This is a genomic window from Ochrobactrum sp. WV_118_8 (genome assembly GCF_039631535.1).
Classification (GTDB): domain Bacteria; phylum Pseudomonadota; class Alphaproteobacteria; order Rhizobiales; family Rhizobiaceae; genus Brucella; species Brucella anthropi.
The window spans coordinates 508791-532613 of record NZ_JBDIUZ010000002.1 but is presented as its reverse complement, the minus strand read 5'-3'; the positions used below and the strand labels follow the sequence as shown (position 1 = coordinate 532613).

The window sequence follows — 23823 nt, the reverse complement described above, 5'->3', positions numbered from 1 at the left end:
ATCAGCGGGCGTGACGGCTGGCATGGACTGCCGGCGTGGTCTCATGGCGCTTGGCCGGAAGGACGCTGCCGCGTGGATCGGACGTCGACGTGACGGCACCGCGCCCGGCCCAGGCCTGCAGCTCATCAATGGCGTAAACGACGCGACCGCCTAACTTGCGATAGGAGGGCCCCGTTCCGTAGGTGCGATGCTTTTCCAGCGTGCGAGCTGAGAGACTGAGAAACTCGGCGGCTTCCTTGGTGCGAAGGAAGCGGGGCGGGAGTGTCGCAAGATCGGATTTCATGGTGGCCTCCGTGGGGTTCTCTGGAGCCGCCGGTGTTCGGCGGTGGACGAGGGCCACGATGGCGGAGAACAATTGGCTGGGGGGAGTGCGAACTTGAGGTGGCCAAAATCGCACACCCCGGGTCGTGATAAAGGTCAGTTGCGGCGGCGGTGGCGTAAGAGCTTGCGATATCCGCCATTGATCATGGCGAAGCCATCCTTGACCAGATCAAGGACCGCGTCGCGTAAAGCGGATGTTTTCCAAGGTTCGGCCGCGACCCGTTCGACTCCGAAAATGACTTCGGCAATTTCGCGATAGTCGGCGTGGTTCATGCGACCATCGACGGCGCGCAGCATGTTTTTCAGTCGGCGGCGCTGCTGAGCGGTCATCCGGGTGTCGGGTGGCACCTTGTGGCCGTGTAGCTTTCGCCATAGTCGAGACAGAGCGTCGATCCTGTCGAGGCCTACGGCATCAAGGGGAACGTGGGCGCTGATCGGTTGGCCGGGCTGAAGGCTATCAAGCAGGATCAGATGTATGTGTCCTGTGCCGGCTTCGTAAGACAAGTGCAGTCCGTCGATAGCAGGCTGTGAACTTGAAGGATGCAGATCCGACGAAAAACGCGGATCGGTAAGGACCATCTCTGGCGATGGCCCAATATGCAGGGCGCTAGTGTTGGTTTCAGCCGTCCAGAAGACGTTTTGTTGGAGACCGGTTAGGCTGGGCCGCGCAAGGAAATCGCAACCCCCACCCGGAAGAAATGCGTGCAACCTCATGAGGTTGCTTTGCTGAACCGACAGACGCTAGGAAGTCCTTCTGATAGAGGGGGCTACGGCGCAAGCACTCCCATGCAAGATTGTTGGCATCGACCTCGTCCATGAAGTCATATTGCGTTGATGTCCGCCATTCTCTTGTATCGGGTACCATTAACAACTTCCCGTACTGACTGAATACACGTCTGCCGGAATTGATTGCGGGGATTAGAGAGCCTGCATAGATCAGGAAAGAGCAACAGGTGTTGTCGTTGCGGCAACGGCCCCAGCTAATTCGGCAACCCACGGCGTAACTGGCGGTAGCCGTGCTGGGTCATCCAGTGAGCGCGAGCGAGGTGGCTGTCATGAACACGACGTGCCCGCTCGGGTTCGCTGTCAGGGCAGATTTGAAAGAGGATTTCGACGGCTTCCTGCCAGGAGGCGCCGTCGTTCTCGGCATCGAGGAGTCGCATATAGAGTTTAATGTGCTGGCGGTCATACTCGGTGAGCGCTGGGCCTTCAGGGGCTTGATCGATATAATCGAGTTTCGTCATCGAGAGCGCTGCTGTGCTCTTTATTTAGGTTGATATTTGAATTGGATTGGTATCACGATAATGTGACGCAAAAAAAGGTCTCTGCGGCGCCAGTAAGACGACGGCAATCAAAGCTAGCCACGTTTCGCAGATTCCTGCCCATCGACAATCATCACTCCTTCGTTGCGCCCCGAATTTATGAAGACAATGCCTTCGGCTTCGAGCGCCCTGCGTATCTGATCGCTGGTGCTTTCGAACACGCGCATTCCTATCGCCGACTCCATGCGCTTAAGCGCGGTCAGCGATACTTTGGCCTTGTCCGCGAGCATCTCCTGCGTCCAGCCGAGCAATGCGCGCGCGGCCCGTGTTTGTCGGGCGGTGATCATGCATGATCACCTCCCACCAGCTCAGTCCTTCACGCCAGAACTACGGCTATTATAGTCGTAGTTTTCCAGAAAGGCGACCTGAAATCGCTGTTCTGCGCAGCAAAGTCCGGGAATGTGCAGGGAGTGATTCGTTCGCGGCAACAGCGCAATACGAGGTAAAAAAGAAGCCCGGCGGCTCTTGCCGCCGGGCTCTCCGGCTCCCGCTCAGAACGGGATGTCCTCGTCGTCAATGAACTTGCCTTCGCTGTTTTCGGTCTGCTTCACCCGGCTAAGGAAGTCTACTGTCTCGGCGATGATTTCGCAGCCGTAGCGATCGACGCCCTGTTGGTCGGTCCATTTGGTGTAATGGATGCGGCCGCGGACCAGAACCTTCATTCCCGTGCTGCAATGTTCGTCGATGGTCTTGCCGAGGCCGTTGAATGCGGTGATGCGGTGCCATTCGGTGTCCTGAACCCGGTGGCCGTTTTCGTCGCGGACGACCTTGCCTTCGGAGTAGCGGGGACGCGAGGTGGCGAGGGTGAAGTGGGTGATCTTGGTGCCGCCCTGGGTCGAGCGGGTTTCTGGGGTCTGACCGATGTTGCCGGCGAGAATGACGATGTTCTGCATTTTAGTGCTCCGTTGCTTCCGTCCGAGGGACCGTCCCTCCGACGAGACCCGGCCAAGTCCCGTCGGGAGACTCTGGCATCGACGCTTCAGCGGAGACTTGACCCCCAAGGCCCGGAGTGGTGCGGGCAGGCGCTTTGCGCCAACTCGGTACGGAGCTGCGGGGGTTGCTGGTGGAAACAGAACGGGCTTAGGGGATCAGTCAGTCGGAGGGATATGTCCTTCGGCGAAGCTTGCCTCGGAGCAATGTGCAGAACCTTCGTGTTTCCCGGCAATCTGGTGGCGTGACCAGTATCTGACCTGCGTTACTGGGGAGAAGTTCCACACGATGCTTTTCGCGCCGTGTCTCTTCTTACGGAGGGCATGGTTCCCGGAGACAGAGGCTGGCATTGGTGTGGCAGAAGGACTGCATCATTGACGCTACCGGCTGCACGGAGGATATGGGCAACGGGAGAGGTTCTGGATCGCCACCGCAGCCCGCCACGAACATGGCGACAAACAGCCTGACGATGCTGTCGCCTCACAGATTGGCGTCGACCGAGTTGTCGTCTGCGGGCCGAGAAGACCATCTGATGCGACAGGCAGCTTCGACGGAAAATTATGCGGTTCGGCTTTGAACGGGAGCCGGAGAGCCCGGCGGCCATTGCCGTTGGGGCTGGTCCCTGGAGAGCTTGTGCCTGCTCAAGTTGGAGATCAGCGTGAAAGGGCGCTTTCCCCGATGGCATTGAGGTTCAGCATGGCCGCAATACCGATGAACAGGCCGCCCGCGCCACCAAGCAAGTTGAGGGCGATGGTCGAGTCGATCGCATTCTTGGTGATGCCGTAAACGAGCGCGTAGCCAGCGATGGCGGCAGGGACGGCGAAGATCGCAAGCGCGACGAGCCGCAGGGCCGGATTTTTCGCGAAGGCCAGAACGGCGATGACTAATCCGATTGAGAGCAGCGCGGCGACGGTGGCTGCGAAGCCCGACATCAGGAAACCGCCTCCTGTTCCATAGACATGCTGAAATGCCGTGAGCCCGACCATAAATGGCAAGGCGTAGATAGCAAAATTGAAGGCAATCACGCAGAGCGCGATCGAGAGGGAGATGGCGAGCAGGATCAGCGTCATGGAAACCTCCACATGATCGATTGAGTGATCACGACAGGCTACCCGAGGATACGCTCCGCCTGCGACTATGCCAATTACCGTTGCTTCAATAAGTCGCTAGTTGAGCCAGATCAGTAGGTCGCCGTCAAGTGCTAGTGCTTGCTTCACCGGAATGTCGGTGACTGTCTGACCCGAGAAGTTTGGGTATTTACTTGGCGTTCGAGCGGCTCGCAGAGCCTGAAACGGAAAGCGCCCGGCTGCTATCAATTCGTGATTTCCGCAAATCAGAGGACGACAGAATATAATTCTAGCGCTTTGTTACATCCACCAAGACGTTTTTATGGAAATGCCGAAAAGCGCGCTTATCTTTGTGATGTAGCGATATGGAGAAGGCGATGATCAATGCTGGCGATTCCGGCGCGAGCTACACCATCAGAGATGGCCTCCGGACAGAGCACCGAGCGATTGCCGCGGCGGGCTACTGGGAGGCCTTCTCGCGTAAACTCCGCTATCCGCTAGGCCCAGAGAACAAGGCCCTTGTCTTTCTTGAACGGGTTTTCGACGCCGACCATGCCATCAGTGCGGTTTCACGGGACGGTGCCTTTCTGGGCGTTGCTGGCTTCAAGACACCGGCTGGCGCCTTTGTCGGTGGTGGTTTGGAGGAAATGGCCAAGGTCTATGGCTGGCTCGGCAGTGTCGCTCGAGGCTGGCTGATTGGCATTCTGGAACGAAAGTGCGAGCCCGGCACGCTGTTGATGGACGGAATCTTTGTGCGTCCGGAAGCTCGCAGCCTTGGTGTCGGGTCGGCGTTGCTCGAAGCGATAGAGCGTCGTGCCGTGGCGAACGGATTGAAGCAGGTTCGCCTGGACGTGATCGACGAGAACCCCAGGGCGCGGGTTCTCTATCAGTCGCGAGGCTTCGAGGCGCGATCCCACGTTTCGATGAGCGCTCTGAAACCTGTATTCGGATTTCGGTCTACGACGACGATGATAAAGACCGTCGGCTAATCTGGCCTCGATGACCGGCGGCGTTGCGGTCAAACGAGGCGCTTGATGACAGGCGGCGCTTTACGCGCCGCCGTCGAACTTCATGACCGGAATACCAAGCTTGCGGGCCTTGTCCGCGAGGTTCTCCTGAATACCCGTACCGGCAAAGACCATGACGCCCACGGGCAGGACGTTGAGCATGGCGTCGTTGCGCTTGAATGGCGCAGCCTTCGCATGCTTCGTCCAGTCGGGCTTGAAGGCAACCTGCGGAACTTTGCGATTGTCGGCCCATTTTGCCGCGATCAGCTCGGCGCCCTTCGGTGATCCCCCGTGCAGCAGCACCATATCGGGGTGCTTGGCGTGGACCTGATCGAGCTTGACCCAAATCATGCGGTGATCGTTGAAGTCGAGACCGCCCGTGAAGGCGACCTTGGGACCGGCTGGCAGCATCACCTCGGTTTCAGCCCGGCGCTTGGCGGCGAGGAAGTCCCGGCTGTCGATCATTGCTGAGGTCAGGTTGCGATGGTTGACCATCGATCCGGAGCGCGGCCGCCAGGCCGATCCGGTGTGGCGCTCGAATTGCTCGGCGGCGACGTCGCGGAAGAGTTCCATGCTGTTGCGCCGCTCAAGGAAGGTCTGCCCCTCTGCCGTCAAGCGCTCCAGCTCGACCGATTTCACCTCCGAGCCGTCCTGTTCCCTCTGGCCGCGACGTTGTGCCTGCTCGTTATCGTCGAGTTCGCGTTCGATCCGGGCGGTGGCGCGGTGGAAGAGATTGACGGTCGACCAGAGAAGCTCGTCAAGGTCGGGTTCGAGGCGGGTGTCGCCGAGGGTGACGATCAGGGCGTCGAAGATGTCGGCGACGGCGCCGGCGACGGCATTGCCTTCGGGAAGCGGCCTTGGGTCGGGTTCATCCTGAAACGGACGGTAGCCGTAGAGTTGGAGTTCGGTGAGGATGTGATCGGTAGGGGATGAGGTGTGCGGCGGCTCGAAGCCTGCGTCATCGTAGTCGGTCATCATGGTGTTCGCCCTTGTCGGATCGACCGCGCCCATCGCGGCCTTCGTGGCGACGAAAGCCGTCGAGCGGGCCGGACTGGCACCCGGAGCGCAGCGATGGGCCTGATGGCAAAGTCAGGCTATTTTGCTTCGCGCTGCAAAGGCGGGCTTGCCCGCCGGCGGAAAATAGCCGGGCGCCGCCATTGCCTTTCCGGCCCGTTTGACGGCCGATCGCCCTCTCAGAAGGCCGTGGGCTGCGGCTCTTGCGACCATTGAGCGGACATCCTGACCGGATACGGCAGGTTTCGGGCGGCCGTAGGCCTTAACCCCGGCACCACCGACGCGTTCTCACGCTGCCAGAAAACGGTCGACGTCTTCAGGCGCGACCTGAACTCGCAAGGCCGCGCGCAGAGCATCGATGCCGAGCTGGCGCAAATCCTCATTGAAGTCTCCGAGCATTGATGACAGGACAACCGCCTCGATCCCGACGCTTCTCGCCCGTTCGACCAGGCTGTCTCGCGCGCCATCGCCTGCCGGATCGGAATCGCGCACGATATAGAGCCTCCGCAGCGTCGTGGGGAACAGGATGGCGGCAAGGTGAGCGGCAGAGAGCGCCGCCAACATCGGCATATTGGGAAGACCTGAGCGTGCCGATAGCACGGTTTCGATCCCTTCGCCGGCCGCCAGGACGTCCTGCGCCATACCGAAGCGGACGCCGTGCCCCAAGAGATTGCCCATCGCCCGCCGAGGTGTTTCGACAGGGGCTTTCTCGCTGCCATCGGGCAGGAGCCAGGTGCGATGCGCGCCGGTCTGGATGCCGCCAAGGTCGGTGACGGCAGCGATCATCGCGGGCCATGTCTCGGTCGGTCCGCCGCCTTCGGGCCGATAGTAGCAGCGGGGGTGGAAGCGGAGGCTTCCGGTATCGTGCAAAGCCGTAATCGCACGTTTCCGTAAGTGCGTTTCCACGACTGTCCGGGAAATCGGCTGTGCCATCGCAAACAGACGCCGTGCTGCTTCCGGCGATCCGGTCGGTGCCGTCCCCGAACGGGGTTTGGGAGCGGGATCAGGCTCGTGCCTTGGCAGGCTAAGGAAGGAACGGGCTTCTTCGGCAACGTCCTTGAAGTCGACGAGGCCGCAGCTCTCACGGATGATGTCGAGCAGATCGCCATGTTCGCCGGTTGCGGCGTCAGTGTATTTGCCCGCGGCACCCTTGCCCGATTCCGGACCGGTCAGTCGCACGAACATCGAACGGCCCGGACTGTTCTGCGCATTGCCGACCACCCAGTATCGCCCGGCGCGATGGCCGTTCGACAGATAGTGTTTGCACACCGCCTCGGCCTCTCGGCCGAGGCGGTGTGCAAGTTCGGAGGCGTCATGGCGAGCCATCTATGCGGCCTCCCGTTCGCCGATGCGCTGAACGGGATAGCGTTCCAGCACCTTGGCGAGGATGGCCGGGCCGGATGCATCTGTGGGGATGAACATCCGCAGCTTCCACGAGATGATCTCGTGGAACAGCCCATAGGCGTGAAGTCGGTCGCGCATGACGTCGGTGAAGCCCGACAGTTCGATGCGGTTGGCGCCCATGACGCGGCTGCGCCGAAGCTGAAGCCCCTCGGTGAGATCTAGGATGGTCTTGCCGTCCACCAGCGCCACGAAGGCGTCGTCCGGCGTCAGTGTCGATGTACCGGTGGCCATGGCACCCGCGACCCAGGCGGGCGAGACGCGGCGGCCGACGATGCGCTCACCGTCATCGGTCTGGAGCCGGTACACCCGCGTCGAGTCATTCGGCAGGCGCTTCCAGATCGGCAGCAGGAGGCCGCTGACGACGTGGATGGTGCTGTCGACGAACTCAGGAACCTCCGCGATCTCGGCGTTCCAGGCCGATGCGAACACGGTCTGGTCTACCTCGATCCAATGGGTCTCGCCCATCATCTTGACCGGAATGTTATGCGCCTCCATCGGCCGGATCAGCCGGACGCGCCGTTCAATCTCGCCGTCGTCCAGCATGACGCTGGTGGTCGGGATCTGGACGGCGGCGCGGCCCGACCGTTCATTGATCAGCAGCTTCGCCCGAGGATCGGCAGCCAGGTCGAGCGCCTCGGTGAGCGTGACCGGACGGTTGCGCTCGCGCTGCGTGATGGTGAGCAAGCGGGCCTCGGCGCCGGTGCCGGGATGGACATGGATGGTCTGGCGGTCGGTGACGACGAAGCTTTCCGCCCGCAGCGTTTCCAGCCCGACATCATAGCTGCCGGACGCGATGGCACCCTCGATCTTGGCGTTCAGCAATTGCTCGAAGGCCGTGAACAGGACGCCCTGCAGGTCGATGGTCAGCGCCAGCAGGCGGTTGAGGAAGGTGGTGATTGGCGGCAGCTCGTCCTTGATGCCGGTGTCGTCCATCAGCTTGAGGCCGGTGGCGTCCTCGAACATCTGGAGCGAGCAGCCTTCGACCTTGCCACGCACCAGCAGGAGATAGAGCTGGCGCAGAGCGTCGCGGGCATAATGCGATTCCAGATTGTCCTCGGGCCGGAACAGGCCCTGACCGCCGGTCTGGCGCTGGCCGCGCGTGATCGCGCCCAGCGTGTCGAGGCGGCGGGCGATCGTCGAGAGGAACCGCTTTTCCGCCTTCACGTCGGTCGAGATCGGCCGGAACAGTGGCGGTTGCGCCTGATTGGTCCGGTTGGTGCGGCCCAACCCCTGAATCGCGGCGTCGGCCTTCCAGCCGGGTTCGAGGAGATAATGGACACGCAGCCGCTGGTTCCTCGCGTTGAGATCGGCGTGGTAGCTTCGACCTGTGCCGCCCGCGTCCGAGAAGATCAGGATGTGTTTCTGGTCGTCCATGAAAGCGGCGGTTTCCGCCAGGTTGGCGGATGCGGCACGGTTCTCGACGGCGAGGCGATCGACACCGCCGGGGCTAGCCCTTCGGACGATCCGCCGCGAACGCCCCGTCACTTCGGCCACGATGTCGGTTCCGAAGCGCTGGACGATCTGGTCGAGCGCGCCCGGGACGGGAGGCAGGGAGGCCAGCTTCTCGATCAGCCGGTCGCGGCGGGCGACGGCTTCGCGGCTCTCGACGGGCTGGCCATCGCGAAAGACCGGACGCGACGACATATTGCCCTCGCTGTCGGTGAAGGGTTCGTAGAGCTGCACCGGGAAGGAATGGGCAAGGTAGTCCAGGACGTATTCCCTCGGAGTGATGTCCACGCGGACGTCGTTCCACTCCTCGGTCGGCAGCTCGGCCAGCCTGCGTTCCATCAGGGCCTCGCCCGTTGACACGATCTGGATCACGGCGGCATGGCCGTCCGCCAGATCGCGTTCGATCGAACGGATCAGCGTCGGCGTCTTCATGCTGGTGAGCAGATGGCCGAAGAACCGCTGCTTGGCGGATTCAAAGGCCGAGCGGGCGGCGGACTTGGCCTGCCGGTTCAGGGTGCCGGAACCGCTGTCGCCGCCGGTGATGTTGGCGGCCTGCATCGCGGCGTCGAGATTGTTATGGATGACGGCGAAGGCGCCAGCATAAGCGTCGTATATGCGGGTCTGTTCCGGCGTGAGCTGGTGCTCAACCAGCTCGTATTCGACGCCATCGTAGGAGAGCGAGCGGGCCGTGTAGAGACCGAGCGCCCGAAGATCGCGGGCGAGAACCTCCATGGCGGCAACGCCGCCTGCTTCGATGGCCTCGACGAATTCCGCCCTAGTCGAGAACGGGAAGTCCTCGCCGCCCCAAAGGCCGAGCCGCTGGGCATAGGCGAGATTGTGGACGGTGGTCGCGCCGGTCGCGGAGACATAGACGACGCGCGCGTTCGGCAGGGCGTGCTGGAGGCGAAGCCCGGCGCGACCCTGCTGCGACGCGGCGACATCACCACGTTCTACCTTGCCGCCTGCGGCGTTCTGCATGGCGTGGCTTTCGTCGAAAATGATCACTCCATCGAAGTCGGAGCCCAACCATTCGACGATTTGCCGGACGCGCGAAACCTTCTCCCCGCGCTCGTCGGAGCGTAGCGTGGCATAGGTCGTAAACAGGATGCCTTCCGGTAGCCGAATGTTCTTGCCCTGCGGGAAGCGTGACAAAGGCGTGACCAGCAGGCGCTCCATGCCGAGCGCCGACCAGTCTCGTTGCGCGTCTTCCAGGAGCTTGTCGGACTTGGAGATCCAGACGGCCTTGCGGCGGCCCTGCATCCAGTTGTCGAGGATGATCCCCGCCGATTGTCGACCTTTACCGGCGCCGGTGCCGTCGCCAAGCATAAAACCGCGACGGAAGCGCACGGCGTTTGCGGCATCTTCGGCTGCTGCGGAGACGAGATCGAAGGTCTCGTCCAGCGTCCATGATCCGGCGAGGAAGTCGGCATGGGCCTCGCCGGCATAGATGACGGTTTCGAGCTGGGCGTCGGACAGGATGCCATCGGCGGCGATGCTGGCCGGGAGGCGTGGACGATAGCTCGGCTTCGGCGGCGCGACGCTGGACATGGCCGCCGACTGCACCAGTTTGGTGGGATGGGCCTGAGATCCGGGAATACGGATTGCCTGCAATCCGTATTCTTCATAAATCGCATCGGTGATCCGGCCGTCCTCGGCAGCGGTCCAGTCGAGGGTCTCGTAGGCGAGTTCGACGCCTTCCGGTTCGGAGAGGCTGCGAGCGGGGCTGGAAGCGGCTGCGCGTGCCAGATAGCCGCGAACCGAGCGCGGTGCATCGGCGGTTGTGGCGGCAGGAACGGCGACGGAGGCATCAAACGGCAGGCGCGTGGGCACATGCTCCGCGATCCAGCCGATCAGTGTGGCGACATCGGGCGCGATCCCCGGCGAAGCCGGAAACGCGGCCGGGTCGTCGGCGGGCAATTTGTCGATGACCGTCAGGCGCGTGTCGATGGTGGTGCCATGCTTGGCATAGACGGAGCCGTCGATGGAGGCGGTGAACACCACGCGGCCGTGTTCCTGAAGCCGGATGAAGGCGTCGCGCCAGGCCGGCGTGTCGGGTGCGAAACTCGATCCGGTGATTGTCACCAGCCGCCCGCCGTCAGCCAGACGCGCCAGCGCCGAGGCGACGTGACGATAGGCGGCCTCTGCCATGCGGCCGGAGACATTGGCCATCACCGAGAATGGCGGGTTCATCAGCACGACGGTCGGAACGAGCGCGGGGTCGAGATGATCGTGGATCTGTGCCGCATCGAAACGGCTGAGAGCAATGGCCGGAAAGAGGTGGGAGAGAAGGTCGGCGCGGGTGTCGGCCAGCTCGTTGAGGACGAGCGATCCGCCGGCGATCTCGGCCAGGATGGCGAGCAGGCCGGTGCCTGCGGAGGGTTCCAGAATGCGGTCGGAGGGCGTGATGGCGGCGGCCGTCGCTGCGATCAGTCCGAGCGGGATCGGCGTCGAGAACTGCTGGAAGGTCTGGCTTTCTTCCGAGCGGCGCGTGTGGGTGGGGAGAAGCCCGGCGATCTTCGTCAGCAGCGGCAGGCTGGCCGCCTGAGAACCGGCTTTGCGGAAAAGTGCCTTTCCGTATTTGCGCAAGAAGAGGACGATCGCGGCCTCACAGGCCTCATAGGCGGTCTTCCAGTTCCAGGCGCCGGTTGCGTCGGACGCGCCGAAGGCGGTTTCCATCGCGCCGCGCAGCGTGGCGGCGTCGACGCGCTGGCCGCGCTCGAGATAGGGGAGAAGGAGAAGCCCGGCCTGATGGATGGCGGAGCCGGTATCGACGGCAGGGATGATCGGGGCCGCCGGAAGCGGTGCGGCGACGGAAGCGTGGGTCATGGGAGGAACCTCGGAGAGCGGGAACGGATCGAGCCGCGCAGCGCTCTCTCTCGACCGCACTGGCTCAAACCCGTCCCGGCCTTCCTCTTCCTCTGAAAGGAACGGCCGTGGCCGACATGAAAAAAGCGCCCGGCCGTGAGGCGGGGCGCTCAGTATGCTCAGTCGATGGCCTGAAAAATTTCGGACGCCTCGGAATGATCCGCAGCATATGCATAGAGGCGGTCATACCCCTCGACCAGAAGATCGGATTGGTACTTGAACGAGAGATGGGAGAAGGTGAACAGCGTGGCGATGATGCCGGCTGCCTCGGCGGGGACTTCGCCCTCGTAGCCGTTCGTCTCACAGACGATCCGGTAGCGGGGCCTGGAGGTTGGCACAAGATAGAGGGGCATGCCCTCCTGTTCGTAGAAGTCCCAGAGACCCCCGCCGTAATCCTGCGGACTGAGCCAGCCCATGAGATTGTAGAGGGTGTTCTCTGCGATGATCAGGTGCCGAGTGCCGAACATCGTTGGGAGGAAGGTTTGACGGCGGCGCTCAGGGACGAGTGTAGCAAGGCGTACTGCGGTATCGGATAAGGACATGGGGTTGATGCCTCCAGAGAGTCGGAAGGGTAAAGTTCCGGCGGCGCTCTCTCTCGACCGCACGGACTCGACCCCCTTCCAAAGTCCTCTTCCTCTTAAGGCTGTTGCCCTCACGCAGAAGCTTGGGTCAATTTTGGCCGCCCATTGCTGCCACTCGAACTTGCTTGCTCAATGCGGTGGCTGTTGGCTGCCTACGCTTCAATGATGTCTGCTGGCGACCTTTCGGGACCCCGCAAGAAGAAAGAATACCAGCACCGCCAGCATTCCGATCAACACCGCGGCAGTCATCAGCAGTACCGAATGGGTCATTGAAAACGCAGCTTTCCCCGCCGCGATCACTTCGCTCCCCTGATCTGCCACAAGCTGATGGGCCACCAAATAGCTGTCACCGATGGAGCGCGCGGCCTGTTGGGCTAGACCCTCCGGTATTTCCGAATGCAGTTCGAAGTTGCGCTCGTAAACGGCCGACATGAACACTCCGAACAGTGTGATCCCGAGGCCGGTACCAAGCTCATAGCCTGTGGCCTCCAGCGATCCCCCTGCGCCGGCCTTGCTGGCCTCGACAGATCCCATGATCGCGATTGAGGAAGACGTCAGACCGATACTTAGCGCCAGCCCCAGAATTGCCAGCAGTGCCGGCACGATCAGCCCCGGCGTGTGAAAATCCCTGACTGCGAGCCAGGCCAGCGCCAGTGCCGAGATCGCCATCGAAAGGCAGGCCACGGGTCTCAGCCCGAACCGGCCCGACAGCCAGCCCGCGAACGGCCCGCCCACCGCTGCGGCAGCCATAATCGGGATCATGAAGATCCCTGCCTGAAGCGGTGTCTTGTCGAGCACGTATTGCAGTTCTTGCGCCAAGGTCAGCTCGACCCCGGCCAACGCTCCGCTGGCAACCATCGCCATGACCATGCCCGCGACAATGAACGGGTGCGCGAATAGTGACAGATCCAGCATCGGTTGAGCCGTGCGCAGCTGCTTTTGGGCAAAGAGCACAAGCAGAACGACACCGAAGACCAGCACCAGCAGAGCCACCGCCGGCGGCTGCTTGGCACCGAACCCTGCCTTGATTGCATAGACTACCGAGATCATTCCGACGATCAGCAAGAGCGCTTGCCCGATTGCCCAGTGGCCAGGACTGGTTTCCTCACGCCGGGGTAAAAGGAACCAGCAGGCGGGGGCAACGACCAGCATCACCGGAATGTTGATGAGAAAAACCGAGCCCCACCAGAAGTGCTCCAGCAGTGCGCCACCGATCAGCGGACCCACCGCCGCGCCCGCGGCGCCGACTGTTCCCCAGAGGCCAAGGGCCAGACCGCGCTCAGACTCATCATCAAACGTGCGGCGGATGATGCCGAGCACGCACGGCATGATCATCGAACCACCAAGCGCCAGCAGCATCCGCGCCGCGATCAACATGGGTGCATTCGGCGCGAAAGCCGCCAATGCCGAGGCAACACCAAAGATTGTAAGCCCGGTCAAGAGGATGCGGCGATTGCCAACCTTGTCTGCCAACGTCCCCATCGGAACCAGAAGCCCGGCCATCAGCAGCGGATAGATGTCGATGATCCACAGTACCTGGGTGCTGGAAGCACCCAGTGCTTGAGTCAGCGTTGGCACCGCGACATGAAGGATGGTCATGTCCAACGCCACTGGCAGAAAGGCTAGCATTACGGCCAGCAGCACCAGCCAGCGTTTCGGATCGGGTTGAAGGGCGGCCATAGTCTATTCACCTAGAATTCTGTTGCAGGCTCCGATATAAATACATACGTATGGATTTCAATAGGCGAGTGAGCAGGCAGAGGACCGATGGGCAGGAAACCGACGATCAGCCGCGACAGGTTGCTGGATTTAGCCGAAGAGATTGTGTGTAGTGGCGGCGGGTCAGCGCTGACCATCGGCGCCCTTGCACAGGCGGCGGGGATTTCCAAAGGCGGGGTGCAATATTCCTTCGCTACCAAGGACGACCTGGTGCGCGCTGTAATTGATCGCTGGACCAGCCAATTCGACGCGATGCTGGGGGACGACGCTGCCGAGGACCCGGTCACGTTCGTCAGACGCTACATCGCGGCGACCAGAGCTTCACAGCAAGCAATGAATGCCAAGGTGGCCGGGCTTTTGGTCAGCTACCTGGAGGATCCGGTGAACCTTAGTGAAACACGCGACTGGTATCTCGGGATTTTTCGCCGGCTTTCGGGAGCGTCACCGGATGCACAGGCGGCGCGTGTGGCCTTTCTTGCGGTGGAGGGGCTGTTCCTCATGCGCATGAATGGCATTGACGAGGACGGCACCTGGACAGACTTTCTCGACGATGTCGAAGCAATTCTGGCGCGCTTGGCTGGGTGAGCGCCTCTGGAGCTCGATTGCAAGCTATGAGAAGTTGATCTGTCGGTTGCTGTTTCTGCATCAGAGCGGACATCCGCTTTTTTCGTATACGCGACGCAACAGAGCGGTAAGCTCCCGCCGGCATCGGAAAATAACGGAAGGACGGTTCGAGCACTGTCGCATTCGCCGTCTGCGACGATAGGGGCCGGGCTGCACCTCTCGGGAAATGCAGCCCAACCTTGTGTCATCCCTGCTGGTTCAGACCGAATGCCGAGTGATGGATCAGTTCACCACGCGGCTCAACGCCGTCGAATGGCAAGGCCTGAACAAACTCGGGAGGGCAACCGACGACGCACAGGTCAATGAAAGTCCGAAAACCGAACCTGCCGTAGTAGCCGGGATCACCCACCAATGCGGCGCCCCTGCTGGTTGCCCGAAGTCGCAGTAAAGCTTCGGCTATAAGGGCCGTGCCGATGCCTTGGCGATGCCTCGACGGTAAAACGGCAAGCGGACCGAGTAGCGCCCAGCCGTTCTGCATCCCGATCCGTGCGGCTGAGGCGGCCAGGTAACCGATCACTTCACCGTCGTCCTCGGCGACAAGCGAAAGGGTGAGCGCACCCTGCGCCCGCAGTGCCTCGACGATATTCGCCTCGGTGCCGCTTGATTGCGGAAGCGTCCCGAACGCTTCAGTGACAAGCTGGCTGACTGCCGGCGTGTCGCCTGTAATTTCGTTACGGATCTGCATGTCAGACTCCCTGATTGTCGAGTTGAGAGCGCACGGCGATGAGACCACGTCTGGAGATACGATAAGGCTGGCCTGATCTGGCTTCGATAAAGCTTTTTCGCCGCAGTCGGGAGAATGTAGCTGGGCCATAGTCGGCAAGGATTATCCCGTCGCGAACAAAGCAGCCAACGGTCTTAATCTTTGGGCCGCGGTCGCGTTCACGCAGAATATGGCCGCGAAGGGCGAGAGCGCGCAGAGCACGTGGGTCATTTCGAGAGATGTTCATAATAGGCTCGTGTATAGATGTGAAAAAACGCCCTGGCGCGTGAGCGCCCGGCGGCTTAGAATTTCACGAGGCTCTCTGATTTTCAGAGAGCCTTATCACACAAGCTCTGACATCCAGTCTCCGTTGTCTGAGCAGCAGATACACGCTCAGCACGAATACCGAATAGGGGCCCGTCGCAATTGTGGCAAGCGTTGACTCAGCCGATCATTCAAAACGATCGCCTGACTTTGTGAATGTGTGGCCGTTGATAGTGAGCATTTCATCGACAACTGCGTCAGACAGATGGTGCTCGTATTCGCGTTCGAGCTGGCGGTAGAGCCAGCGGGCAAGATCGCGCAGAAGTTCGGTCACGGTCTCCTCCGCATCGGTCGTCTTGTCCTGATAAGTCGGGCTGTCGCGCTCGACCGTAAGCGGTCAGCCGATGGCGTCGGGCTTGAAGTTCCATGGCATCAGGGCTTCGATGTCGGCGGCCGGCCAGCCTTGAGCGATGCGGCGTAGGGTCTGAGCCAGCCAGGCAAGCGGATCGACGTCATTCATCTTGCAGGTCTGAAGAAGCGTGGCGAGCGTTGCCCAGGTGCGACCACCGCCCTCGCTTCCGGCGAACAGACTGTTCTTCCTCGTGATCGTCTGGGGCCTGATTGCGCGCTCGACAATGTTGGAGTCGATCTCGATGCGACCATCGGTCAGGAACCGCTCCAGCGTCTCGCGCCGGGTGAGCCCATAGCGGATCGCCTCGGCGGTTTTGGATTTGCCGGAGACTTTACGCAGTTCGCTCTCCCACAGGTCGAAGAGACCGGCGACGATGGGCGTGGCCCTTTCCTGCCGCCGCGCCGCCCTGGTCTCAGCATCTCGACCACGCACCTCATCCTCGATCTTCCACAGCGCACTCATGGTGACGATCGTATCCGTCGCGACCTGCGAGACCCCGGCAATGTGCAGGTCGTAGAACTTTCGCCTCAGATGCGCCCAGCACCCGGCAAGCTGGATCGTGTCATTGCTGCCAGCCTTGGCGCGCGCCTTAGCAAGGCTCGTATAGGCGGGATATCCGTCGACCTGAAGGATACCGTTGAACCCGGTGAGATGACGTGCCACGCACTCGCCGCCTCGGCTGTCCTCGAAGCGATAGGCCACCATCGGCGGGCAGGTTCCGCCATAGGGCCGATCATCGCGTGCGTAAGCCCAGAGCCAGGCCTTCATGGCCTTCCCGGAGCCGGGTACAAGGGTGGGCAAGGTCGTTTCGTCGGCAAAGATCCTTTCGCCCTCCTTGACCCGCTCCAGGATATAATCGGCGCATATCTGAAGCTCGAACCCCAGATGCCCCATCCATTGCGCCATCAGGTTCCGGCTGATCTCGACGCCGTCGCGCAGGTAGATCGCCTCCTGCCTGTAGAGCGGAAGACCGTCGCCATATTTGGAGACGGCAATATAGGCCAGCAGCCGCTCCGTCGGCAGGCCGCTTTCGATGATGTGCGCTGGCGCCAGCGCCTGGATCACGCCGTCATGGCCCCGGAAGGCATATTTGGGGCGGCGCGTCACGATGACCCGGAACTTCGGCGGCACGACATCCAGGCGCTCGGACCGATCCTCGCCGATCAGAACCTTTTCCAGCCCGACATATTCGGCGGGGATTTCCGGCTCAACGATCTCCTCGATGCGTACGAGATGGGCGGCAAAGCCCTTGCGCGGACGCGGCGCGCGCTTCGGCTTGTCGCCGCTCGCGCGGTCAAGCTCACTCTGGATCGCCGCAAGACCCGTCTCGACCTCCTCGAAGGCAAAGGATACCTGCTCGTCATCCACGGCAAGCCGCAGCCGCTCCGACCGGGTGCCATGCTGCGTGCGTTGCAGGACGTTCATGATCGTCGTCAGGTTGGCGATCCGCTCATTGGCTGCCGCCTCCACCGCCTTCAGACGGGCGACTTCTGCCATCGCAGCGTCCAATCGGGCCGCATTCCCGCGGGCGATTTCGGCATGTTCGCGCGCCATTGCCTGGATCATCGCCTTCAGCGCATCAACATCGTCCGGCAGTTCGGCAACGGGCAAAACCATGGAGGGAATAGAGCACAAAACGCCCTATTTTCCAATGGGTTCAGCCGATTTTAGCGCGCAATCCGGCAGGCATGTTCACCCCGTCAACTGCGGGCGTTTGATCCGCGCGGGTCGGATCCTCTTCCAATCGAGACCTGCCAGAAGCGCCATGAGCTGCGAATGGTCCAGACGCAGCCGCGCAGCCGATATGCCCGGCCAGCAGAAGCTGTTTTCCTCCAGAACTTTCGCATAGAGACAGACCCCGCTGCCATCCCACCACACGATGCGAATACGGTCCGCCCGTTTCGACCGGAACACATGCAGAGCACCCGAGAACGGGTCGAGGCCGCTATCCCTCACCAGCGCCATCAGGGACGCCGCTCCTTTACGGAAGTCCACCGGCTGCGCCGATACGTAAACCACAACACCCGACGCGATCATGCCTGGCGCACCGCGCGGATGATCCCCGCCAACTGGTCAGGATCGATATCGCCGCCGACACGCACGACAGCATCGCCCAGCACGATCTCCACCGGCGCGCCGGCACCCGCATCAAATCGCGTGAACTTCAACGGATCGTTCGGCGAGCCGCCACGCCCGCCCAAGGGCACTGCCAACGGCGCGACCGTCCCCGACGATAAAGCCTTCCGCCGCCACGCATAGAGTTGCGACACATCCAGCTCATAAGCGCGGGCGACCTCTGCCACCGTGCTTCCCGGCGAAAACGCCTCCGCAACCAGCCGCGCCTTCTCATCCTCCGACCAATGACGCGGCGGCCGACGCGGCGACACCGCAGTCGCCGTCAAAACCTCGAACGTTCGGACCTGACTCACCTTGTCGCTCATATGACTCTCCTCGTGATTCACGAGGAAAATGAGCCTCAAACCGAAAATCCGCTACGTGGGGTGGCCTACCCGCTTACGCTCGACCGAAATCGACATGCAATGTTCGTGGTAGTAGTGACCGTGGTGGCTGGCCTCGGCGTTGAGCTGGAAGAAGTTGCGTTGCTGGATCGCCTGCAGCGCTTCCGCGATACGGTGCAGTTCGTAGTCCTTCGGCGCATGGCCCCGAATCTGGCGCGGCGCTACCTTCTGATAGGAATAGAAGGCTTCATAGCAAGCTCCGTCACCCTGGCTCCAGAACCCGCGAAACCAGATGCAAGGCTTCTGTCGGGTGCCGCCGCCATGAAGCCGTAACGGGCGGGTTTTCAGCCGCACACCGAGAATGGTGCAGATCGCCTCGAAATCCTCGAAGACGAACTCGTGCCAATCATCGTCGCCGGAGGCTTCCCGATACCAAGCGCGTGCTTTGTCCTTTGCGGCATCGGACAACTCATGTAGGCGATAGACGGTTGTTTCGATGATCTCAGGCATTGGAATCACCTCCGTCGAGGACTTCCGCGAGCCAGCCATCGGTGTAAGTCCAGGCGATCGTTTCCCCGGTTGCCAGATCCATCACATGCGCACCGCCGCCGAAAGCGTTGATACGAGCTTTCGAGCAGGTATTTGCGTACTGAAAACCCCATCTGCCGGTCAGCCGGAATTCCGTGGCGCAAAGCTTGACGAATTGGGTGAGGCGTTCGGGATCGCCGGTCACGTCATCGCGCATCCAGAGCTGCGTTCCGCCATGCTCGGGCTGGATGGACAGCAAGAAGCCGTTGGACGGCGGATCCTCGGAGGCGCCATCCTCGGACAGGCGATTATAGAGATCGAGCGCGTGCGCCGCATTGTCGGGTGTTCCGACATTGAGCAGGCAGGAGAAATGGGTGAAATAGTCGGCCATGTCGGGCTCCTGAAACAAAAACGCCCGGCGCGGCCGCCAGGCATGGGGTAGGGAATGAGTGTTGGTCAGGTGGCCTGGAGGAGCGCTTCGCGGGCAGGCTCGCGCCAGATACTGTCAACGAGCCGGCCTTCGAGAACACCGGCGCGGAAGCGCAGGCACCGCGCGGCGTCGGAATTGTCGGAGCTTGCTTCTGCGAAGGCCTTTCCCCGCAATTGGCTGGCTTCGGTGACGACCATGCGGGCCTCGCCGTCGGACGTCACGGGATCGCACCAACTGATGTTCTGTGCACGGACTTCGCCTGCGACAACAAGCCGTCCCTCGCGGTCGATTACGGTGACGATGCGCGGCGAGTAGCGAACGCCGGCGCCCGCACTGCCTTTGATATCGGCATGGGCGATGCGGGTTTCGGCGGTGATGATGGCATCTTGCAGAGAACCGCATTCGGCGAGATGGACGGTGCGGTCGTAGAAGATCAGCTCGGCCTGGGGATCGTCATCGATGAACGTGGCGGTCCCGATCATGACGATGCGGAGGGGAAAACGCGCCGCGCTGCGCAGATGTGAGACCAACTCGTCGAATGTGATCTTTTTGGCAGGTATGAAGGCGGCGGCCTGTGGTGTGCTGTGTCGCATGAGGATCACTCCGTGACAGGCGGCGGAAGTCTCTCTCCCAACCCTCATCCCGTCATGGCCTCCACCTCCGTCCTCTCACTCTTATTGCGGTGGTTGCCGAAGCTCAGGTTTCGGCTTTTATGGGTGTGGTGGAGTTGGCCGACCACGCCGCAAGGCCCGGGCGCAAGGTGCCACGGGCCGTTGATGTGAGGCGCTTGCGCCTCACTGGAAGGGATCGATCTCGAGCTCGACCATGTCTTCGTCGCCGTCGAACTCGGAGGCGACCATCGCCGCGTGGGTGCCGTCTCCTGCCTGGAAAACGACGATCGAGACCATCAGGGTGGTGGCGAGGCTGGCGGCGAAAGCGGTGGCATCTGCAAAGGACATGGTTCCGGCTCCTGTCTTGGGGAGGCGGGGGACCATCCCCCGCGCGACAGGCGCCCGAAGTGTCTGATCGGATCTGCAATCACCCTCGTGTGTTCGGGAATGCCCCGAATCCGCGAGGGCGGCACGCTCGCGTAAGCCGACCCTTCACGGGTTGATTGTCAAAGAGACGGATCGGACCAAGGTTTGCGAATGGAAGCGGGAATGGTATTTCGCATCTGACCAGAGCCGTAACCCCTTATGCAGATGCTGTGTTTCGTCAGTCTCGCCGATGCTCTGATCGGTAGTTAGCGTGTTTCCTGACAAATGCCGCGGGCGTTGCCGTCGGCTCTCTCGACCCTGCATGGTCAAAAGCCGAAATCTAATCTCTTCGCGGCGAAGACGCTCCGCTATCACATCGCCGCGCGGCGGTTCCTCTGGGCCGTGGTTTAGCACCACAGACCATCCGCAATTTCGCGGGCGATCATCCCCCTTGCCTTCATCATGACGTCATCGCCGGTAGTGTCGACATGGCCGATGAAACGGGCTGCCGATCCATTCTCGGTCCAGTCGCGATAGCAACAATACTCGCGGGACGTGAGTTTGTAGACCAGCAGATCGTTGGCCCAATGCGGTTTTGGCTCAACGACGACGGCCAATCCATTGCAATTGTCCTCCCACGGCAGCGAGCGTTCCGCGGGCGGCTGCTCACGATCGAGCGCAAAGATGGTGTCTATGTCGATCACGACGCGGATCCTCCGATGTGCGTACCCGTTGCATTGCCGTCGGCTGCGGCACACAGAGGCAGGTTGAAGTTGGCGCGGGCATGGTCGGCGATGGCCATGATGATCTCCCAGAAAAACGAAGTTGGCCCGCGATCTTTCGACAGCGGGCCTAGCTGGATGGAACGTTGTGATCAGGCGGCGATGCGTCCTTCGATGACATCGGCGCCAACCTCGTCAGCCGAAATCTCCTCGAGATGCGCGCGCGCGCATCCGGTCTTCGCCAACCAGAGTTCGGCGGCTTCACGGCTTTCGGCGAGATGGAGAAGCTCCACATTGTCGCCGATGTCTTGCACGACACGGACCTGGCCGATCTGAGGGCGTTCGATGACGCGGAAGATCAGGCTGCTGTCGATGCCGTAAGTCCGCATGATCGTGACGAGGATGATGCCGCTTTGGCCGAAATTGCCTTCATGCAGGGTGAAGCATGGAGGGGACGTGTAGGTTGGGCGTTCGCGCATGGGCTCCTTGCGGACAAGGCGGCCGACGCCATTGTTCCGTTCCCAAGCGGCAAGCTTCTTGGTGAAGCGCGCTGGCGGTTTGGGCTCTCCGTTGGCATAGGCCACAAGTGAGCCGAGCGGGGCGATATCGAAAACAAGTGATGCAGACACAGTCAGGTCTCCTGAAACGAGAATGGCCCGGCGGATGCCAGGCTTGGAGGGGCGAAGGGGAGCAGACGGGGCGACCGTGACCGCCCCGCTGTGGCTGATTATTCCGCCGCGATCAGGTGCGTCGGATCGGCGTCGATGTCGCCGGCATCCTCGTCGACGCCGGAGAGGAAGTCCGGCAGTGCCGCGGTCTCAGCTTCCACCTCAATGACCGGGGACTGTTCGGTCTCGATCAGACGCAGCGGCGAGGGCAACCAGCCGGTATCGGCTAGCAGGCGTTCGGCTTCCTTTGCCATGTCGCCTTTCTTGAGATGCTCGATGAGCTGGGCCGCGCGTTCGCCAGCGCCTTCACGGACAGCCTCGAGGATTCTCGGCTTGGTGACGCGACCAAGATAGTTCTCAACCGTCGGACGCCATCCTGCTTCGTCGACCATGTCGAGGGCGGTGGCGCGGGCCAGTCGATCGGCCTGCGTGATGCGCTGGTCGAGGCTGTGCTGCGAAAGCCCTGAGCCGCCGTAACGGTCGACCTTCTCGACGAGCGCATTGACGCCATAGCTGACGCAATGGGCGAGCAAGGCCATGCGGCTCGCGTCGTCGAGTGCTGCGATCCAGTCCCACAGGGCAGTCGGCTCGGTGGGCAGATCGGTCTTCCAGTCGTCGTAACGCTGTGCGATGGCCTTGGCGGAAGCGCTGTCCTTGAGGTCATTGCCCTGGGCCGAGAAGAAGTGATGACGCACGGTCACTTCCAAGCATCCGCTCGGCGCGGAATAGTGGTAGCGCTCCGTCACCAGCCTGTGCAGCAAGGCGGTCATTGCAACATGGGGATTATTCGCCAGCGCATTATGGAGCGCCAGCGTACGGTGCGCTGTCAGTTCTGAGACCAGCCGCTCGGGCAGCGGCTTGATGACATCCTCTTCGTCATCATCCTGTTCGGTCGGCTGGCCGCCAATGGTGATGACTGCGTGCTGTCGTGCCGAGATCGACGATGCCGAACCGCCGGGCGGCGTGACCGCGCCCTCAGTGTCGTCGCCGCCATCGACGGCGAGAGGGGCTTCATCCTCGGGGTGGACATAGCCGCGATCGATCGACATGCGGCCTTCGCGGTCGATGCTGATGAATACACCGGCGCGGGCGATCTCGGCTGGGTCGTAGACGACCGGACGATCGTCGAAGGCGGCAAGCGCCGTTTCGATCTCGCCAACACGCTCGTCAACTTCCTCAGGGTATTGTTCTGCCTCGGCATATTCCGCTTCGAGTGCCTCATATTCTGCGGTGAGGGCGTCGAAGGTCGCCTGTTCTTCATCGCTCAGGGGCGTGGTCGTGCCGATCAGCCGGCGCAGGCCGTGGCCATATCCATAGGGCGTCTCGGTGCGGGCATCGACCCATTTCCAGCCCTCAGAGCCGATCGCCTCGGCTTGCGCCTTCAGCTTGTCGTCGGTGAGCTGCTCAAGCAGGCCGACATCCTGCAGCCAGCCGCCATCGTCGGACTGGAAGAGGTCGTTGAGCACGATGCCGCCGGCTGCCTCATAAGCCTCGATGCCGACGAATTGCGCCCGCTTGTCGGAGGCGCGTACCGTTGTTTCGGTCAACATGCGGCGGATCTGGTGCGGCTCCTTCGACCAGCTATCCTTGATCGCGTCCCAGACCTGTTCCTGACGGCTGTGATCGGGATTGACGGTGAAAGCCATGAGCTGTTCGAGCGTCACGCCGTCCTCGGCATAGAGGTTGAGCAGCGAGGGCGCGACGGAAGCCAACCGCAGGCGCTGCTTCACGATATTGGTGGAAACGAAGAATGCCGCCGCGATTTCTTCCTCGGACATGCCCTTGAGACGCATATCCTGGAAGGCGCGATACTGATCGAGGGGATGGAGGGGCGCGCGCTGAAGGTTTTCGGCGAGGCTGTCGTCCTCAGGTAGGATGTCGCTACCAGCTTCGCGCACGACGCAGGGCACCGGCGCGGTCCTGGCGAGGCGCTTGGCCTTGACCAGAAGTTCAAGCGCGCGGTAGCGGCGGCCACCAGCGGGAATCTCGAACATGCCGGTCTGATTGCCCTCTGCATCGACGACAGGTCGGACATTAAGGCCCTGAAGCAGGCCGCGGCGGGCGATGTCCTGCGACAGTTCCTCAATCGAGATGCCAGCCTTGACCTTGCGGACGTTCGATTGGCTGAGGATCAGCTTGTTGAAGGGAATGTCGCGCGAGGACGACAGGGTGATTTTCTGAGCAGCAGGTGCCATCGTGATAGTCTCCGCGACGGGTGCCGAGAGCCTCTCTCCCGTCCTGAACCCGTCACGAAAATCCCCACACTCCTCTTACTCTCTTTCGGCCGCACAAGCGGAGAACCGGAAAGCCTGAGGAGCGCAAAGGCGCAAACCCGATTCACGCCTCTCCAAAGATCG

General features: G+C 61.9%; 25 protein-coding genes and 2 pseudogenes. 2 read left to right on the top strand and 25 right to left on the bottom strand.

The annotated features are described in order from the left end of the window. Position 1: 1 nt before the first annotated feature. From ABDF71_RS16580 to ABDF71_RS16550, 7 genes are all read right to left on the bottom strand, one after another. Positions 2 to 283, bottom strand: a complete 282-nt coding sequence (locus ABDF71_RS16580) for a helix-turn-helix transcriptional regulator (protein WP_062425021.1) — start codon at positions 281 to 283, stop codon at positions 2 to 4. Between the two features lie 134 nt (positions 284 to 417). After that, the gene (locus ABDF71_RS16575) at positions 418 to 825 is read right to left on the bottom strand and encodes a DUF2285 domain-containing protein (RefSeq protein ID WP_235972491.1); all 408 of its coding nucleotides are present in this window, start codon (positions 823 to 825) and stop codon (positions 418 to 420) included. Between the two features lie 115 nt (positions 826 to 940). After that, a complete protein-coding gene (locus ABDF71_RS16570) occupies positions 941 to 1186 on the bottom strand; it encodes a transcriptional regulator domain-containing protein (protein WP_225244829.1) in 246 nt (81 codons plus the stop codon). A 115-nt stretch (positions 1187 to 1301) separates the two neighbouring features. Beyond that, the gene (locus tag ABDF71_RS16565; RefSeq protein WP_062425019.1) at positions 1302 to 1565 is read right to left on the bottom strand and encodes a DNA -binding domain-containing protein; all 264 of its coding nucleotides are present in this window, start codon (positions 1563 to 1565) and stop codon (positions 1302 to 1304) included. A 113-nt stretch (positions 1566 to 1678) separates the two neighbouring features. Continuing rightward, positions 1679 to 1930, bottom strand: a complete 252-nt coding sequence (locus ABDF71_RS16560; RefSeq protein ID WP_062425018.1) for a helix-turn-helix domain-containing protein — start codon at positions 1928 to 1930, stop codon at positions 1679 to 1681. Between the two features lie 204 nt (positions 1931 to 2134). Beyond that, complete coding sequence (locus ABDF71_RS16555; RefSeq protein ID WP_062425017.1) at positions 2135 to 2536, bottom strand: single-stranded DNA-binding protein; 402 nt, start codon at positions 2534 to 2536, stop codon at positions 2135 to 2137. 690 nt (positions 2537 to 3226) lie between these two features. After that, positions 3227 to 3643, bottom strand: coding sequence for a hypothetical protein (locus ABDF71_RS16550; protein WP_062425016.1), 417 nt, complete (start codon positions 3641 to 3643; stop codon positions 3227 to 3229). A 374-nt stretch (positions 3644 to 4017) separates the two neighbouring features. Here ABDF71_RS16550 and ABDF71_RS16545 point away from each other — a divergent pair, with 374 nt between their 5' ends. Then, positions 4018 to 4629 carry a GNAT family N-acetyltransferase gene (locus tag ABDF71_RS16545; protein WP_062425061.1) on the top strand — a complete coding sequence of 204 codons (612 nt, stop codon included), beginning with the start codon at positions 4018 to 4020 and terminating at the stop codon, positions 4627 to 4629. Between the two features lie 60 nt (positions 4630 to 4689). Here the strand turns inward: ABDF71_RS16545 and ABDF71_RS16540 are convergent, their stop codons facing one another. The 5 genes from ABDF71_RS16540 to ABDF71_RS16520 form a co-directional block, all read right to left on the bottom strand. Next, positions 4690 to 5625 (bottom strand): DUF2493 domain-containing protein, encoded by a 936-nt coding sequence (locus tag ABDF71_RS16540; protein ID WP_062425060.1) that lies wholly within the window; start codon positions 5623 to 5625, stop codon positions 4690 to 4692. A 324-nt stretch (positions 5626 to 5949) separates the two neighbouring features. Beyond that, entirely contained in the window at positions 5950 to 6987 is a 1038-nt protein-coding gene (locus ABDF71_RS16535) for a DUF7146 domain-containing protein (protein ID WP_062425015.1), read from the bottom strand. Further along, positions 6988 to 11340 (bottom strand): strawberry notch family protein, encoded by a 4353-nt coding sequence (locus ABDF71_RS16530; protein ID WP_062425014.1) that lies wholly within the window; start codon positions 11338 to 11340, stop codon positions 6988 to 6990. 158 nt (positions 11341 to 11498) lie between these two features. Continuing rightward, a complete protein-coding gene (locus ABDF71_RS16525) occupies positions 11499 to 11921 on the bottom strand; it encodes an antirestriction protein (RefSeq protein WP_062425013.1) in 423 nt (140 codons plus the stop codon). Positions 11922 to 12119: 198 nt separating this feature from the next. Further along, positions 12120 to 13640, bottom strand: coding sequence for an MFS transporter (locus ABDF71_RS16520; RefSeq protein ID WP_062425012.1), 1521 nt, complete (start codon positions 13638 to 13640; stop codon positions 12120 to 12122). An 87-nt stretch (positions 13641 to 13727) separates the two neighbouring features. Here ABDF71_RS16520 and ABDF71_RS16515 point away from each other — a divergent pair, with 87 nt between their 5' ends. Beyond that, positions 13728 to 14264 carry a TetR/AcrR family transcriptional regulator gene (locus ABDF71_RS16515; protein WP_062425011.1) on the top strand — a complete coding sequence of 179 codons (537 nt, stop codon included), beginning with the start codon at positions 13728 to 13730 and terminating at the stop codon, positions 14262 to 14264. 223 nt (positions 14265 to 14487) lie between these two features. Here ABDF71_RS16515 and ABDF71_RS16510 read toward each other — a convergent pair whose 3' ends face one another. From ABDF71_RS16510 to ABDF71_RS16450, 13 genes and pseudogenes are all read right to left on the bottom strand, one after another. Further along, positions 14488 to 14988: a GNAT family N-acetyltransferase gene (locus ABDF71_RS16510; RefSeq protein ID WP_062425010.1), complete on the bottom strand. Its 501-nt coding sequence runs from the start codon at positions 14986 to 14988 to the stop codon at positions 14488 to 14490. Position 14989: 1 nt separating this feature from the next. Next, positions 14990 to 15253, bottom strand: a complete 264-nt coding sequence (locus ABDF71_RS16505; RefSeq protein WP_156379279.1) for a YjhX family toxin — start codon at positions 15251 to 15253, stop codon at positions 14990 to 14992. 204 nt (positions 15254 to 15457) lie between these two features. After that, positions 15458 to 15649, bottom strand: a pseudogene (locus tag ABDF71_RS16500) (DUF8835 domain-containing pootine); the annotation flags it as partial. 18 nt (positions 15650 to 15667) lie between these two features. Further along, entirely contained in the window at positions 15668 to 17299 is a 1632-nt protein-coding gene (tnpC, locus tag ABDF71_RS16495; RefSeq protein ID WP_133037267.1) for an IS66 family transposase, read from the bottom strand. Between the two features lie 75 nt (positions 17300 to 17374). Continuing rightward, positions 17375 to 17719, bottom strand: a complete 345-nt coding sequence (tnpB, locus tag ABDF71_RS16490; protein ID WP_024269940.1) for an IS66 family insertion sequence element accessory protein TnpB — start codon at positions 17717 to 17719, stop codon at positions 17375 to 17377. Next, a complete protein-coding gene (locus ABDF71_RS16485) occupies positions 17716 to 18111 on the bottom strand; it encodes a transposase (protein WP_500061688.1) in 396 nt (131 codons plus the stop codon). The genes tnpB and ABDF71_RS16485 overlap by 4 nt, the downstream gene beginning before the upstream one ends. An 87-nt stretch (positions 18112 to 18198) precedes the next feature. Continuing rightward, positions 18199 to 18651, bottom strand: a pseudogene (locus ABDF71_RS16480) (DUF8835 domain-containing pootine); the annotation flags it as partial. Beyond that, a complete protein-coding gene (locus ABDF71_RS16475; protein WP_062425008.1) occupies positions 18644 to 19060 on the bottom strand; it encodes a hypothetical protein in 417 nt (138 codons plus the stop codon). The pseudogene ABDF71_RS16480 and the gene ABDF71_RS16475, both read right to left, overlap by 8 nt. 65 nt (positions 19061 to 19125) lie before the next feature. After that, a complete protein-coding gene (locus ABDF71_RS16470; RefSeq protein WP_500061687.1) occupies positions 19126 to 19740 on the bottom strand; it encodes a hypothetical protein in 615 nt (204 codons plus the stop codon). 153 nt (positions 19741 to 19893) lie between these two features. Continuing rightward, the gene (locus ABDF71_RS16465; RefSeq protein ID WP_171380208.1) at positions 19894 to 20058 is read right to left on the bottom strand and encodes a hypothetical protein; all 165 of its coding nucleotides are present in this window, start codon (positions 20056 to 20058) and stop codon (positions 19894 to 19896) included. Between the two features lie 425 nt (positions 20059 to 20483). Then, complete coding sequence (locus ABDF71_RS16460; protein ID WP_062425006.1) at positions 20484 to 20780, bottom strand: hypothetical protein; 297 nt, start codon at positions 20778 to 20780, stop codon at positions 20484 to 20486. 170 nt (positions 20781 to 20950) lie between these two features. Beyond that, positions 20951 to 21427 (bottom strand): UCP036055 family protein, encoded by a 477-nt coding sequence (locus tag ABDF71_RS16455; protein WP_062425005.1) that lies wholly within the window; start codon positions 21425 to 21427, stop codon positions 20951 to 20953. A gap of 98 nt (positions 21428 to 21525) precedes the next feature. Beyond that, positions 21526 to 23661, bottom strand: a complete 2136-nt coding sequence (locus tag ABDF71_RS16450; RefSeq protein WP_062425004.1) for a ParB/RepB/Spo0J family partition protein — start codon at positions 23659 to 23661, stop codon at positions 21526 to 21528. Positions 23662 to 23823 lie beyond the last annotated feature (162 nt).